Annotated in this window: 11 protein-coding genes; 2 read left to right on the forward strand and 9 right to left on the reverse strand. The window is 67.5% G+C overall.

Translation table 11 applies throughout. From position 1 onward, the window contains the following. Positions 1–82: 82 nt before the first annotated feature. Complete coding sequence (locus AC50X6_RS04875) at positions 83–3106, reverse strand: UPF0182 family membrane protein (RefSeq protein WP_494965128.1); 3024 nt, start codon at positions 3104–3106, stop codon at positions 83–85. A gap of 172 nt (positions 3107–3278) precedes the next feature. Then, positions 3279–4427, reverse strand: coding sequence for a YlbL family protein (locus AC50X6_RS04880; RefSeq protein ID WP_494965129.1), 1149 nt, complete (start codon positions 4425–4427; stop codon positions 3279–3281). Positions 4428–4663: 236 nt separating this feature from the next. On the opposite strand from AC50X6_RS04880, the gene AC50X6_RS04885 reads away from it, so the two are divergent. Beyond that, positions 4664–6121: a zinc-dependent metalloprotease gene (locus tag AC50X6_RS04885; protein WP_494965130.1), complete on the forward strand. Its 1458-nt coding sequence runs from the start codon at positions 4664–4666 to the stop codon at positions 6119–6121. A gap of 110 nt (positions 6122–6231) precedes the next feature. On the opposite strand, the gene AC50X6_RS04890 is transcribed toward AC50X6_RS04885, so the two are convergent. The 3 genes from AC50X6_RS04890 to nudC form a co-directional block, all read right to left on the reverse strand. After that, a complete protein-coding gene (locus AC50X6_RS04890; RefSeq protein ID WP_494965131.1) occupies positions 6232–6873 on the reverse strand; it encodes a M48 metallopeptidase family protein in 642 nt (213 codons plus the stop codon). Beyond that, a complete protein-coding gene (locus tag AC50X6_RS04895; protein WP_494965150.1) occupies positions 6873–9050 on the reverse strand; it encodes an ATP-dependent DNA helicase UvrD2 in 2178 nt (725 codons plus the stop codon). The genes AC50X6_RS04890 and AC50X6_RS04895 overlap by 1 nt, the downstream gene beginning before the upstream one ends. 169 nt (positions 9051–9219) lie before the next feature. Then, positions 9220–10284 carry an NAD(+) diphosphatase gene (nudC, locus tag AC50X6_RS04900; protein WP_494965132.1) on the reverse strand — a complete coding sequence of 355 codons (1065 nt, stop codon included), beginning with the start codon at positions 10282–10284 and terminating at the stop codon, positions 9220–9222. Between the two features lie 191 nt (positions 10285–10475). On the opposite strand from nudC, the gene AC50X6_RS04905 reads away from it, so the two are divergent. Beyond that, positions 10476–11804: a macrolide 2'-phosphotransferase gene (locus AC50X6_RS04905; protein ID WP_494965133.1), complete on the forward strand. Its 1329-nt coding sequence runs from the start codon at positions 10476–10478 to the stop codon at positions 11802–11804. A gap of 78 nt (positions 11805–11882) precedes the next feature. On the opposite strand, the gene AC50X6_RS04910 is transcribed toward AC50X6_RS04905, so the two are convergent. The 4 genes from AC50X6_RS04910 to AC50X6_RS04925 all read right to left on the reverse strand — a co-directional run. After that, a complete protein-coding gene (locus AC50X6_RS04910; protein ID WP_494965134.1) occupies positions 11883–12350 on the reverse strand; it encodes a GNAT family N-acetyltransferase in 468 nt (155 codons plus the stop codon). A gap of 174 nt (positions 12351–12524) precedes the next feature. Next, a complete protein-coding gene (locus AC50X6_RS04915; RefSeq protein WP_494965135.1) occupies positions 12525–13901 on the reverse strand; it encodes a hypothetical protein in 1377 nt (458 codons plus the stop codon). Beyond that, a complete protein-coding gene (locus AC50X6_RS04920; protein ID WP_494965136.1) occupies positions 13898–14257 on the reverse strand; it encodes a PadR family transcriptional regulator in 360 nt (119 codons plus the stop codon). The genes AC50X6_RS04915 and AC50X6_RS04920 overlap by 4 nt, the downstream gene beginning before the upstream one ends. Positions 14258–14476: 219 nt before the next feature. Then, on the reverse strand, positions 14477–14654 hold a 178-nt coding region (locus tag AC50X6_RS04925; protein ID WP_494965151.1), incomplete at its 5' end, for a transposase.

Here is a 14654-nt window from a genome sequence, read left to right on the forward strand (position 1 = left end):
ACATGCCCCGCGCCGGGGCCAGCAGGTGCACATAGTGTCATTCTGCCCAGTCCCGGGTGCGAAGAATGAGCATGTCCCCCTGTTAGCTGCTCGGCGTCGGCGACGGGGTGGCCGACGGCGAGGCGGTGCCGCCCGGCGACGGAGTGGCCGACGGTGCCGGGGCCGTAGTCGCCGCAACCTTGCCCTCGGCGGCGAGCGCCCGCTGCAGGGCCGCCGAGAGCTTCTTCTGTTGCTCGCCGTACGCTGCGAAGTCACCCTTAGCGAGGGCTTCCTGGCCGGCGGTGATAGCCGCGGTCGCCTCGTCCAGGGCCGCCTTGAGCTCCACCTTGGCGTCCGCGGTGCCCGCTACCGGCGGCGTCGCGCTGCCGCCCGGGGCGGAAGTTGGCGGCGTCTGGCCGTTGTTGGCGGCATCGCCTGCCGTGGCGCCGGAGCGGCCTCCGAACAGCTGGTTCAGCGCCTCATCCAGGGTCGCCGCGAAGCCGACCTTGTCGCCGAAGGCTACCAGGACACGCTGCAGGGTGGGATAGGAGGTCTCACCCGTGGACTTCAGGTAGACCGGTTGGACGTAGAGCAGGCCGCCACCCACCGGCAGTGTCAGCAGGTTGCCGTTCAGCACCGCTGACGCGCCCTGGCGCAGCAGGTTCAGGGCCTGCGAGACGGTGGGATCCGAGTTGAACTTGTTCTGCGCCTGTCCGGGTCCGGGAACCTGGGTTTCCGGCGGAATCCGCAGGAGCCGGAGCTGGCCATAGCTCTCCGCCTTCACCCCCTTCTCGTTGCCGGCATCCGAATCCGCGGCCAGGAAGCCGTAGAGCACGTTGCGGGCGTTGCCGTTGACCACCTGCGGAATGAAGGATGACGTCAGCTGGAAAGCCGGCTTGTCCTGGTCCGGCATCTTCAGCGACATGTAGAACGGCGGCTGCTTGACATTCTCCTTGACGGTCGGATCGTTCGGAACGCTCCACGCGTCGTCGTTCTTGTAGAAACTGTCCGCCTGGGTCACGTGGTAGCGTCCCAGCAGTTCACGCTGGACCTTGAACAGATCTTCCGGGTAGCGGACGTGGCTCATGAGCGCACCGGACATCTCCGAGAACGGCTTCAGCGAGGTGGGGAAGACGTTCTGCCACGCCTTCAGCACCGGATCCTGGTCATCCCAGGCGTACAGCGTTACCGAGCCGTCGTAGGCATCCACGGTCGCCTTCACCGAGTTGCGGATGTAGTTGACCGAGCTGTTCGGCAGGGCCGTGGTGCGGCCCGCGGTTGTCTGCGAGTCGGTGGTGGCCGCCGAAAGCTGCTCCTGCTGCGAGTAGGGGTAGTACTGGCTTGTCGTGTAACCGTCGACGATCCATTTCACCCGGCCGTCGACCACCGCAGGGTACGCGTTGCCGTCCACCGTCAGGTAAGGCGCCACCTTCTCCACGCGGTCCTTCGGGTTGCGGTCATAGAGGATCTGGGACTCTGCGTTGACCCCGTCGGAGAGCAGCAGGTCCGAGGACTGGAACTTGATGGAGTACAGGATCTTGTTGAAGAAGCTGCCGACGTTCGGCCCGCCGTTTCCGGTGAAGGTGTATTGCGTTTCGCCGTCGCCTTCCTTGGCCGCGGGTCGGTCCTGCTCTCGGTTCGGGGCCCCGTCGGGGGCGCCGACGATGGAGTACTCGGGCGAGTTTTCGCCGAAGTAGATCCGGGGCTGGTACGTCGAGTCGTTGCCGAGCACACCGGTGGAGGGGATGCCTGACTGCAGGAATTCGGGTTTTCCGTCGGCGGTGAACTTGTTGCCCTTGGCTGCGACCACGCCGTAGCCGTGGGTGTAGACGACGTGGCGGTTCAGCCAGGACTGCTGGTTGGCGCTCAGCCCGTCCGGGTTCAGTTCGCGCACCGCGATGACGGTGTCCTGGATCTTTCCGTCCACCTCGTAGCGGTCCACGTTCAGGGCGCTCGGGAACTGGTAGTAGGGCCGGTACTGCTCAAGCTGCGAGAACGCGTCTGAGATCAGGTTGGGGTCCAGGAGACGGATATTCGTGGTGGTCTGCGCATCCGGGGCCAGGGCGCCTGTGGTGGCGTCGGTGGTGGCCTCGTACCGCTTCTCCTGGATCTGATCGAGGCCGTACGCGGCGCGGGTCATGCTGATGTTCCGCTCGATGAACTTCTTCTCCAGGGTCTGCTCCGAGGGGCGGACCTGGAACTGCTGGATCACCCAGGGGTAGACGCCGCCGGCGAGGATCGAGGTGATCACGAGCATGGCGGTGCCGATCAGCGGCAGGCGCCACTTTCCGATGACGGCGGCGACGATGAAGAGCACGGCGACAAGCGCCGCGGCCACGGCGAGGATGGCTTTGGTGGGAATGACGGCGTTGACGTCCGTGAACATGGCCCCGGCCCAACGTCCCCCGTTGCTCTGCAGCGCAGCGTAGCGGTCCAACCAGAAATTGGTGCCGAGCAACAGCAGGAAGACTGCGCCGGTGACGGCGAGGTGGATCTGGGCCGCACGGCTCGTGAAGATGCCGCGTTCCATGATCCGGATACTGCCGTAGAGGTAGTGGGTGAGGATGCCGGCGACGCCGGCCACAACCGTGACGCTGATCAGGAAGCCGGTCACGACGCCGAGGAACGGCAGGGTCATCAGGTAGAAGCTGAGGTCGAGTCCGAACTGCGGATCTGCCTGGCCGAAGGGCTCCTGGTTCAGGAACAGCAGGACTTTCTGCCACTGGCTCGCGGTGGCGCTGCCGGCGAAGAGGCCGAACAGCACGGGAAGTCCGATCATCACGACGCGGCGGATCGGTTCAAGCTGGGTCTGGTAGCGGCTCAGGTTGTCACGGATCTCCGAATCCGGCGCGTACACGGGACGGGAATGGTAGGCGATCCGGATGGCGAAGAAGACGGCCGCGAACATCACGGCGAAGCCGATCAGGAAAATCGCGATGCGCGAGAGGTTCTCCGTCACGAAGACTTCAAAGAAGCCCAGCTGCTGATACCAGAGGACGTCCGTCCAGACATTGGCGAGGAAAATGAAGCCGACCACGATCAAGGCCACGACAATCAGCGTCGGCGTCAGTGCGCCTCGTCGTGTCTGCGGTCTTCCGGGCGGGACAGGGCTGGCGGGACGGGACAAACTCGGTACCTCATAGCTGGTCGTCAGGTATTGGTTGTTTAGTTATCGGTTGGTGCGGCGTTGCAATATACGGTGTTGCTGCATTCTATCCACACCGGGCGCCGCCCCGGCAGGGCTGCGTCGGCTGTTATACGTGCCACGAGTGGCGGAAGGGCTTAGTTCCGGGGTCAGTCTAGTTGCTGGTACAGACAGGAAGCCCGGATGTATCTGCACCGGACGCGGTCAATTCGACAGCTTTCCGAGCCGCGGCCAGATTCTCGACCCGAACCACCTGCAGGCCGTCCGGGATGTGGCCGACGACGTCGCCGCAGTTTTCCGCCGGCGCCAGGAACATGGTGGCCCCGCCGGAGCGTGCACCGTGCATTTTCTGCGCGATTCCACCGATCGGGCCCACGGCGCCGTCGGGGGTGATGGTGCCGGTTCCCGCGATGTGCTTTCCGCCGGTCAGGTCACCAGGGGTCACCGTGTCGACGATCCCAAGGGCGAACATCAGCCCTGCACTGGGGCCGCCCACCTTTTCGAGGGAGATGGTGACGTCGAAGGGGAACGTGAACTTGTACTGCAGCATCACCCCAAGAATGAAGCGGCCGCCGCTGGCCTTGCCTGGCGTGATGGTGGCCGGCACGCTGCTGCCGCCACGGTCGACGACGACCGTCACCGGGGCCCCGTTGCCGGCAGCCAGTTCCGTCTGGACAACGCTCAGGGAAGTGATCGGTTTGCCGTTGATGGACACCAGTACGTCACCGTCCCGGAGCTGTCCGCTCGAGGCGGATCCGTCCGGGACACCGGCGATCTGCATCTTCTGCTCGAAGGCGATGTTGAGCTCCTTCAGGGCCGAGGCGACGGCGTTCTCCTGCGAGGTGGTCATTGCGACGGCGCTCTCCTCCTGGGACTGCTCCTTCGTCACCCCGGTGGGATAGATGAGTTCCTCGGGGTAGACGGCCCTGGTGCCGCCGATCCATGCCGAGAAGGCTTCGAAAACGGTGACCGGGCCGTTAGGCCCGCCGTCGACGTAGACCGTGGTGAGATCCAGGTTTCCTTTCGCCGGAAAGGCCTCGCGTCCCGTCACGGTGATGACCGGTTTGCCGTTGTCCGTGCCGAGGGTGTTGAACGTCGGTCCGGGTGATTCGACGACGTACGGGACGGGCAGGCTCACCGCGGTGATGCCCAGGCCCGCGGCGAGGACTCCCGAGATGAGCAGCGCGGAGGACCGTCTGTCCCGTTTCCTGGGGACACGGGGTCCGGCGAGCTGGGCCCTCCGGCCCTTGGCCGGGCCGGCTGCCGGCTCGCCGGCAGGCGGCCCGCCCTGGGTAATCGTCAATGAAAGACCTCTCCGTGCCGGCGCCTGGGGATCCAGCGGACCCGTGAACAGCGCACCGCGGCCGCGGCCTCAGCCGCGGCTGCCGCCTGCCAATATTCCAGTTTCTAACAGTACGCGCTCGCTTGCCGGGACGGCTCTTTGCCTACAGCGAACGTGGCGCGGTTTCGGCAGACAGCCCTGCTCGCCGCGGGGTACCGTGAACGTGAGAAGCAGCCACACCGACGATCGGCGGGATCATGACATCCAACCCACTTAATCCGTCCAATGGCGACGAGGAACCCAAGGACCCGCTCGCAGAGATGCTGAAGAACCTGATGGGCGGCCAGGGCATGGGCAATATCGACCCCGCCGAGCTCGCCAAGGCCGCCGGCCTTCCGGATGATCCGAATCTCCTCGCCCAGATGTTCTCGCAGGTCCAGGCGATGATGGGTGCCTCCTCGGAGGGCCCTGTCAACTGGCAGCTGGCGCACGAAAACGCCCGCCGGGTGGCCGCAAGCGGCTCCGACCCCTCTGTCACCGCCCAGCAGTCCCGCGAAGTCGATGAGGCCCTGCGCCTCGCCGAACTGTGGCTTGATCAGGTCACGGGGCTGCCGGCCACCGGCCTGATCGGCCGGGCCTGGTCCCGCGCGGAGTGGGTCGAGGAGACCCTCGGCACCTGGAAGCGGCTGACCGAGCCGGTGGCCAACAGCATCGCGAATGCGCTGTCCACCGCCATGACCGAGCAGATGCCGGAGGAAATGAAGTCCATGATGGGCGGCGCCTCCTCGATGCTGCAGAACATGGGCGGGGCCATCTTTGGCATGCAGCTGGGGCAGGCAATCGGCGCCCTCTCGGCCGAAGTGGTCAGCTCCACCGACATTGGCGTACCGCTGGCCGACCTCGAAATGGCACTGCTGCCGTCCAATGTGGCGAAATTCGGCGAAGGCCTCAGCCTGCCCGAGAACGACATCCGGCTTTTCCTGGCCGTCCGCGAAGCGGCCCACGCCCGGCTCTTCGTGCAGGTCCCATGGCTGCGGGGGCACCTGCTCGGAGCGATCGAAGCCTACGCCCGCGGCATCCACATCGACACCTCGAAGATCGAGGAACTCGCCCGCGAGCTGGATCCGGGCAACCCCGAAGGCATCCAGGAGGCCTTGTCACAGGGCGTCTTTATGCCGCAGCGTACCCCGGCGCAGGATCAGGCCCTCGAGAAGCTCGAGACCGCCCTCGCCCTCGTGGAGGGCTGGGTAGACGAACTCACCTGGGCCGCCACGGAAAAGATGCTTCCCTCGGCCGCGGCACTGCGCGAAACCGTCCGCCGTCGCCGTGCCAGCGGAGGGCCGGCCGAACACGCATTCTCGTCTCTGGTGGGGCTGGAGCTGCGGCCGCGCCGGCTGCGCGAGGCCGCCACGCTGTGGGCCTCGCTCAAGGCGGAACGCGGCATCGAGGGACGCGACGCCATCTGGCAGCACCCCGATCTGCTGCCAACGGCAGAGGACCTGGATGATCCCCGTGGCTTCAGCGGTCGCCGGCAGCTTGCCGAGGCGAGCGGCACCGAAGTGGACGACGCCCTGCAGAAGCTCCTTAGCGGCGGATTCGATGAGCCCGAGACCGGGACACCGGCCGACGGGGACGCCGGTGATACAGGGGAGGCCGGTTCCCAGGAACCCGGCCCCGACGAAGCTCCCGGCGGGGGCGACAGCACCAAGTCATAGCGGATGAGTCAGTGTGCCCCGGCCGGAACGCCAGTTCCAGCCGGGGCATTCCCATGCCCGCCGCCGCCGTCACTGTCCAGTCCGCGTCGGCCGGCCCCCCTCGTCGCCGTTCAGTCGGCGTCGGTGACGCCGTCCAGGTCATCGGCGTCGCCCGGCGTCAGGCCCCGCGCGGTCGCGAAGGAGACACCCTCAAGAAACGCCTTGGCCCGTGCCGTTTCCGGGTAGGCCTCCAGCAGGCGCCAGAACGCGGCGTTGTGGCCGGCCACCAGCAGGTGCGCCAGTTCGTGCAGCAGGACGTAGTCGATGACCCACTGCGGCATCGGCTGGAGCTTGTCGGAGAGCCTGATGGTGCCGTCTGACGGCGTCGCGGACCCCCAGCGGGAGTTCTGGTTGCTCACCCAGCGGACCGAGGACGGAACGGCGCGGCCGCCGAAGTACTTCGCGGACAGCTCCGCGGCGTGCGCGGCCAGTGCGGCGTCGCTGCGCGGACGGCTCTTGCCCGCTCGCGTTCCCCGCTCCCCCTGGAGCCTGAGCTTTTCGAGCATCCGGTGCACCCATTCGCGCTCCTGGGTACGGCTGAAGGACGACGGAATGGCGATCACGGCGGTGCCGTTCTCCCAGAACGCGGCGACGGTCCGGCGCCGTCGGGCCGAGCGGCGCACCTCCACCGGGGCGCCGTCGGCGGTGGTCAGCGCCGGGGGCGCGGGTGACGGCGCACGGTTCCCGGCCCGGCCGGCTGCATCGCCGGCCATCAGTGGGTGGTGCTTTCGACGAGCACGGCCAGCACGGCTTCGCCGTATTTCTCCAGCTTGGCCGGGCCGACGCCGGCAAGTTTGGCCAGCTGTTCAAGGGACTCCGGCCGGGCCTCGGCAATCGCGGTCAGCGTGGCGTCGGTGAAGACCACGAAGGCGGGAACGTCCGCCTCGAGGGCCACGTCCTTGCGCCACTGCCGCAGCGCGTCGAAGGTCTGGTCCTCGTAGGTGGGCGGGCACGCGTTGCAGCGTCCCACCTTGCGTTCGGCACCGGAGGAGAGCATGGTTCCGCAGACCCGGCACAACGCCGGAACGGCGGCCTTCCGGCGCGGCGCGGCGCCCTTGCCCCGGACGGAGGAACTCGCCACCGAGTCCGGGCGCAGCCCGTCCAGGAACCGCGAGGGCTTGCGGTTCGCCCGGCCGCCCGGCGTCCTCGCGGTGGACCAGGACAGGAACAGGTGCTCGCGGGCACGGGTGATCCCCACGTACAGCAGGCGTCGTTCCTCGTCCACGGACTCGGGGCTGTCGGCGAAGGAGATCGGCATGAGCCCCTCGCTGAGGCCCACGAGGAAGACGGCGTCCCATTCGAGGCCTTTGGCGGCGTGCAGCGAGGCGAGGGTGACGCCCTGGACGGTCGGGGCGTGCTGGGCGAGGGAGCGTTCCTGGAGCTCGTTCACGAAGTCGGCGAGGCTGAACTGCCCCCCACGGCTGATGACGAGCTCGTCGGCCAGCGCCACGACGGCCGCGAGGGACTCCCAGCGTTCCCGGAGGGCGCCGCCGCTGTGCGGTGCGGCGTCCGTGTAGCCCAGCGAGGCCACGATGTCGCGGACCAGCTGGCCGAGCGGCTCGGGCGTGGCCGTCTCCGCGACGGCGCGGGTGGCTGCCCGGAGCTGGAGGATAGCGTCGCGGACCTCCTTGCGGGCGAAGAACCGCTCCCCGCCACGCAGCTGGTAGCCGATTCCGGCCGAAGCCAGGGCCTGTTCGTAGGCTTCGGACTGCCCGTTGGTCCGGAACAGCACGGCCACCTGGCTCGCCGGGGTGCCGGCGTCGAGCAGCCCACGGACCTTGACGGCAACAGTGGCGGCCTCAGCCTCGTCGTCGGAACATTCGGTGAACTGCGGCACGGGCCCGGCCGGGCGCTGCGCCAGGAGCTGCAGGGGTTTGGCCCAGGCGGCATCCGCGACGGGGCCGCCGCTACGCCGGCCCGCCAGCAGCTCGTTGGCCAGCTTCACCACCTGCGGGGTGGAGCGGTAGTCCCGGATCAGCTTGACCACGTTCGCTTCCGGGTACATCGCCTTGAAACCGAGCAGGTGCTTCGGCGAGGCGCCGGTGAACGAATAGATGGTCTGGCTGGCGTCGCCCACCACACACAGCTCGTCGCGGCCGCCCAGCCACAGTTCCAGCAGCCGCTGCTGCAGCGGCGAGACGTCCTGGTACTCGTCGACGACGAAGTGCCGGTACTGCTCGCGGACGGTGGCCGCCACTTTGGGATCCTCCTGCAGGATGCCTACGGTGATCAGCAGCACGTCCTCGAAGTCGATCACGTTGCGGTCCGTCTTCACATCCTCGTAGGACTGGAAGACGCGGGCGACGGCGGTCAGGTCGAAGCCGCCGGGGTTCCCGCGGCCCTGGGCTTTTTCCAGGTAGTTGGCCGGTGTCAGCATGGACACCTTGGCCCACTCGATCTCGGAGGCAAGATCGCGGATGGAGGCCCGGTCGGTGCTGAGCCGGAGCCGTCGGGCTGCCTCGGCGATCATCTGGGCCTTGTGGTCCAGCAGGTTGGGCAGCGCCCCGCCAATGGCCTGGGGCCAGAAGAACTGCAGCTGCCGCAACGCCGCGGCGTGAAAGGTGCGCGCCTGGACGTTGCCGACGCCGAGGTCCCGGAGCCTGCTGCGCATTTCAGCCGCGGCGCGCGAGGTAAAGGTGACGGCCAGGAGCCGCTGCGGACTGTACACACCCGAGTGCACTCCGTAGGCGATGCGGTGGGTGATGGCGCGGGTCTTGCCCGTGCCGGCGCCGGCCAGCACGCACATCGGCCCCTGCAGGGTGCTCGCCACCTCGCGCTGCTCTGCGTCGAGGCCGCCCAGGATGCGTTCTTCCAGGGAGCGGTTGTCCGGGGAACTGTTGTCCGGGGCCGCCGGCTCGCTGCCCGGCCCGTCGACGTCGGACAGGGTCATGGGCAAGTCGCTGGGGCTGAAATTCTCTGTGCTCACTTTACCGGGTCACTTTACTGGTCACTTTACTGGGTCACTTTTGCGGTTCACGCGCTGTTCAGCCGGCCGAGGGTGTCCTGCGCGGCGGACGGGCCGGTGCGCGGCCGGCGCGTTCGGGGCGTTCACGGAGCCGTCAACCGCCCGGCCGGTCCCGGATGACGCCGCCGTACCAGTGCTCGATAAGGGCCCGGGCGATGGAAAGCCGGCTGGAGATGACAATCTCGCCGCTGAGCACCGCGTCCTGCAATTCGCTCCGGCTGAACCAGCGCGCCCTGGTGACCTCGACGCCGTCGGGCCTGGCCTCGGTGTCCGGTGTGATGGCGGTGAAGCCGAGCATCAGCGAGGCAGGGAAGGGCCACGGCTGGGATCCAAGGTACTGGCTCGCGGTGACCCGCACCCCCACCTCCTCGCCGATCTCGCGGACGACGGCCTGTTCCAGCGACTCCCCCGGCTCGACGAAGCCGGCCAGCGTGGAGTAGTTCCGGGCATCGAGGGGGCCGCCGCCGCCCAGCAGCAGGCGGCCGTCGGTTCCCACCACGGTGACGATGATCGCGGGATCGGTGCGCGGGTAGTGCTCGGAGCTATCCGCCGGGCAGCGGCGGACCCAGCCGCCGGCTTCCGGCTGGGTCGCAGTGCCGCAGCGCGGGCAGTGCGTGTGCGTGGCATGCCAGTTGGCGATGGCGCTCGCTTCGATGAAGAGGGCGGTGTCCGTGGCGTTCAGCCCGGCGGCGACATCACGGAAGCCGGCCCACTGCGCGCCCGAAGGGATGCCGGCGATGTGCGCCTCGAATTCCTCGGCCTGGACCTCGAACTGCTGCGGCAGGAGGAAGAGAACCAGCTGGGTGCCGGCGTCGAGGCCGGAGCCGGGCAGTGCCGTCCCCAGGTAGATCAGCTGCTCCGGGGCGTAGGCGGTCCCCTGCAGATGCTCCGCCAGCTCGGCCGCATCCAGGAGGACCAGGCTCCTGCCGCTGATGAGAGCCTGCCGGCCGGAAAGCACCATGGCCCGGGCGGTCCCGGAGCTGATGAGCTCCGCCAGCATCCCGGGCTTGGTCCGGGCTGCGGATCCGCGGTCAATCAGCGCGCCACGCACCGGCAGGACATTGTCCGCCAGCTGGTCCGCGGGCGGACCGTGCTGGGGAGAGACTGGCGTGCTCACCTGAGGCGGGTACTTTGACGCCGCTGACTCCGCATGACTCATGTACCCACCGTACTGACTCCCGATGACAATTCACATTTTCCGCCGGTCCTGGCGGGCACGCTCACATCACCGTGTGAGCGGCGGCACGGGCCGGCCTGGCAAAAGGAAATATGGGTGCTATTTATTCCCTATCTTCCAGACTCGCCGTCGTGCATCGCCGTTGTGGGCGCCGCTCAATCTACCGTGGAAGGGTGAGAAGACAACCAATCGAACTGGCAGCTGTGGCAACCGCGGCAGTCCCCGGGCTGACCCCGACCGCCGTTAGCTCTGCGCCCGACGATCCGGCGGACTTCGATTCGGCGCTCCTTTTGGACTCCGAAGGCAAGCGCTGGCGTGTCCGCTCGCCCCGGCATCCCGAGGCCAGCACGCGGCTGGAGACGGAATTTCTGGTCCTGCGGGCGTTCGTTCCCGGCATCCGTGCCGAGCTTCCCTTCCTGATGCCCACCGTGGCCGGCACCGTGCGGCAGGGTCCGCTGAGCACCTTCGTTTACTCGCATCTGGCAGGGTCCACCCGGTCCGTCGAGGAACTTGGCGCCGGGTCCGCGGCTCTGGCCCGCGAAATCGGCGGCGCCCTGGCCGCCATCCACGATCTCCCCCAGACCCTGGTCAACAACGCCGATCTGCCGAGCTACACGCCCAACGAGTTCCGCCAGCGGCGCCTCAACGAACTCGATCAGGCCGCGACCACGGGCAAGATCCCGCCGTTGCTGCTCCGCCGCTGGGAGCACGCGCTGGAGGACGTCTCGCTGTGGCGCTTCAATCCATGCGTCGTCCACGGCGATCTCCACGAGGACAACCTGCTGGTCGACGGCGACCGGGTGACGGCCGTAACCGGCTGGACAGATCTGCGGATCGGCGATCCGGCCGACGACATGGCCTGGCTGGTCGCCTCCAATGACCAGGACTTCGTCGACGCAGTGCTGGAGCACTACACCTCATGCCGGCGCGACGTTCCCGATGCCCACCTGCTGCGGCGTGCCGCGCTCTCGGCCGAATTCGCCCTGGCCCAGTACCTGGTCAAGGGACTCGCGGCCGGAAATCAGGACATGATCGACGAGGCGGAGTCCATGCTCGGTGCGTTGGCCGATGACGTTGCCGAACACGGCGGGCAGCCCATCAGCGTGGAACCGCTCCCGGAGCCGGCGGCTGCTCCCGCTGCCGGCCTGCCGGCGGATCCGGGCAACATCACGCTCCCGTCCGTCAGCAGGGTGACGCTGCTCGCGCCGGATTCCGTGTCCGGCCTGGCGGCCGTCCCCGCCAGCAGTGCGATGTCTGCAGTGCAGGTGACGCCGATCCCGATCGCCGCCCCTGACACCGATGACGTTCCGGCGGGCGACGCCGGTACTGCCGTTTCGGTGCAGGCCATCCCCGGGGACGAGCCCGACGCCGGTGACACATCGACGCAGTCGATCGCCGTCGTCCAGCCGGCCGCCGCGGAGGAAGCAGGTTCTGCGGCGCACGCCGCGGATGACACCTCCACCGCCGCCATCTCGGTGGTCCGGGCGAAGTCGCAGTCGTAGAAGTCGCCAAAGTACCTGGCCAGCGAAGGCACCGCCGGATTCATCAGCCGCGCGCGGTTCACGCGGCGGTTCAACAGCTCAGAGGGTGAGCTTGAAGCCCAGGTGCGAGGCTTCGAAACCCATGCGCTCGTAGAACCGGTGTGCGGCGGGCCGGGACTGGTCTGACGTGAGCTGGATCAGTCGAGCACCGCGGCGCCGCCCTTCCGCGAAAGCCCAGGTCATCATGGCACCGCCGAGTCCGTTGCCGCGTAGCTCGGAATGAACCCGGACTGCCTCGATCTGCAGCCGTGTCGCGCCAGCCCGGGCGAGGCCGGGGATGAAAGTCAGCTGCATGGTGGCAACGATGTCGCCTGCGGGTGCAACCGCGACAACCAGAAGTTGGGCATCATCGTCATCGATTTTGCTGAATGCCAGGTCGTACGGATCGCGGTCTTCGAGGCCAACCGATTCCTCGGACGCTCTGAGAGGGTCCGCTGCTATCAGCGTCACGATTGAGTCGACGTCGGACGCTTCAGCTTTTCGGAGGATAAAAGTTCCTGCAGGCACGGCTACGACGGTAGGGCGCATTCCTTGGTGACTCCTTGAGAACGTGGTTGCGTGAGAGGCGTGGCGGGCGCCAATGGAGTGACGGCCGCCTTCCCAGTATTGCTTAGCTGGCAGGCGCTTCCGTCGCAGGGCGGCGCCGCTGGATCCGGTCGCCCCCGCCCCCTCGCCAGCACCCTACGACGGGCTGCCAACGTGCCTGGCCTCCGCTGGCCTTGACGATGAGGCGGCAAGTCGCGTCAGTGACCAGACGACGAGTGCGGCGGCGGCAAGCGGTGCGATGAACGCCGCCATGGTCACGAGGTTGAGTCCGATGGTCGAACCCGCCAAGCCGAGCACCGCTGTCACGGCGATGCGGAGTGAGCGCCCTCCGGGAATGAGCCGCCCGAACGGCAGCGCGATAGCGAAGCCCATCAGCGTTGCTGCGACAAGGGTAAGCGGCCACTGCGAGGGGTGTCCGGCGCCGAGGAGTTGGGCGGCCGCTGCCAGAATGAGACTTGCGCAGCAGATGACGGCCGACCAGCGCATGACGGCGCCAAACCGCGGGGTCAGCATGAGCCCGGCAGCGATGGTCGCAGGGATGGCTGCCAGTGCGCCGGCGGCCAGGCCGAGGTTCATGGCGTGGGTGGAATCGGTGACCATTGGTGCCCAGTTGCTGCCGGTGAGGGCAAACACTGCGCACCCGAGTCCCACAATCACGGTCACCAGCGCCGCTGCGCCAGCGGCAGCGTCCCCCTGCCGGCTCCAGGCTGCCACCGGCCTCGGCGGGGACCACCGCACTGCTGCCCCCGCAGCCCCACGGGGTGCTGCCGGGTGCGTCGACGTGCTTTTACGCAGAGCCACGACGAGCAGCACGACGGCACCCAAGGTGCCGATGATCTGTGCCCTCAGCGTCAGCGCGCCGAGGATAAGCGCCAAAGGTGCTGCCAGAACAGTACTTTGCACGAATCGGGTGGGCATAGAGCGCCGTTTGCTCAGCACCGAGCTGAGCGGAGCGGCCAGGCAAATTGTGCCGGCACACCACGCGAGAACGAGGAATAGAAGCGTGGACGATCCAAACCAGCTGCGACCCAGACCCGCGTCGGCTTCGTCGAAGCCGGCCGCCCAACTCGCTGCTGCCAGGGCCGCGAAACCGAACGCCGGTAAGGCACTGGCCGCGGTGGACAACGCCACCGGGGCGGAGAGCCGCCCCGCCCGATGCAAAAGCACGACGGCGGAAAGGGCCAGTGCGAGGGGTCCGATGAACACGGCAAAAAGGAGCTGAACAAGGCCTGCCCCGGGAAGAAATGACGCATTGCTCAACAGCAGCCCGGTGGCTCCGATGAACGCGACCAAAGCCGCCGCAGCGAAACCGGCGGCCCACCGATGCGTCGCCCTTTCGCCCAGTCCGTGGGCCCGGAGGGACCACGCTTCCCGAATAGTCGGGCGCGCCACGCCCCGGTCGCCGGCATGCTGTTCCACACTATCGAGCACGATGCTGCCGTGCTCCTTGCGCCAGGATCGCGGATACCAGCGCAACAGCCGGGTGTACCGTCGCCGTCGATACCCGCTCATCGCGCCATCCCCCATGACATCGTTGCCGGCGTAGGTCGGCTGTGAGCAGTCCGGGGCGCCGCTAACCGGCTTTCCGCAGCCCGAAGCCTGGCAGCGAGTCGTTCCGCCTCCAGGGCCAACGCCTGATGCCCATCTTCTGTCAGTTCGTAATAGCGGCGCGCACGCCCGTCGACTGTTTCTTCGCCCGCCCTGCGTATGCGCCCCTCCCGTTCGAGACGTTCAAGCGTGGCGTAGAGCGTGGTAACCCGCAACGAGACCTCGGCCGCCGTGAGCTGTTCAACGTCACGCAGGATGGCGTATCCGTGCTGACGTCCGCCAGCGAGGGCCGTGAGGATCCAGAAGGCAACTTCGGTCATACTCGGCAATATACCCATGATGGGCATACATGACCAGGTTATATGTCCAGGCGTCCGCGCCTCGAAATCGGCCGCGGCACGACGGCGACGCTGGGCCGCTAGTGGGCATTTTCGTTAGTTCGTCGGGGGTCAGACGGAGCCTGGACCTTCTTGCGCCGGGGGACATACCGATTCTTCGCACCCGGGGGCGAATTCCAGGGGTCGATGCAACACCCGAGGTCAGTTGGCTTCTAGTAAACCACGAAGACGTTCGGCGGGGGTGTCCCAGTGGAGTGTTTTGCGTGGTCGGGCGTTGAGTTCCTGGGCGACGTGTTCGAGGTCCTCGGGCCCGTAGACATTCAGGTCGGTGCCTTTGGGGAAGTATTGGCGCAGCAGCCCGTTGGTGTTCTCGTTGGAT

Source organism: Pseudarthrobacter sp. HLT1-7 (assembly GCF_059383435.1).

Excerpts from the sequence above, each read along its gene's own strand:
- AC50X6_RS04885 (WP_494965130.1), top strand. The coding sequence starts at position 4,664 with ATGACATCCAACCCACTTAATCCGTCCAATGGCGACGAGGAACCCAAG.
- AC50X6_RS04890 (WP_494965131.1), bottom strand. The coding sequence starts at position 6,873 with ATGGCCGGCGATGCAGCCGGCCGGGCCGGGAACCGTGCGCCGTCACCC.
- AC50X6_RS04895 (WP_494965150.1), bottom strand. The coding sequence starts at position 9,050 with ATGACCCTGTCCGACGTCGACGGGCCGGGCAGCGAGCCGGCGGCCCCG.
- nudC (WP_494965132.1), bottom strand. The coding sequence starts at position 10,284 with ATGAGTCATGCGGAGTCAGCGGCGTCAAAGTACCCGCCTCAGGTGAGC.
- AC50X6_RS04915 (WP_494965135.1), bottom strand. The coding sequence starts at position 13,901 with ATGAGCGGGTATCGACGGCGACGGTACACCCGGCTGTTGCGCTGGTAT.
- AC50X6_RS04920 (WP_494965136.1), bottom strand. The coding sequence starts at position 14,257 with ATGACCGAAGTTGCCTTCTGGATCCTCACGGCCCTCGCTGGCGGACGT.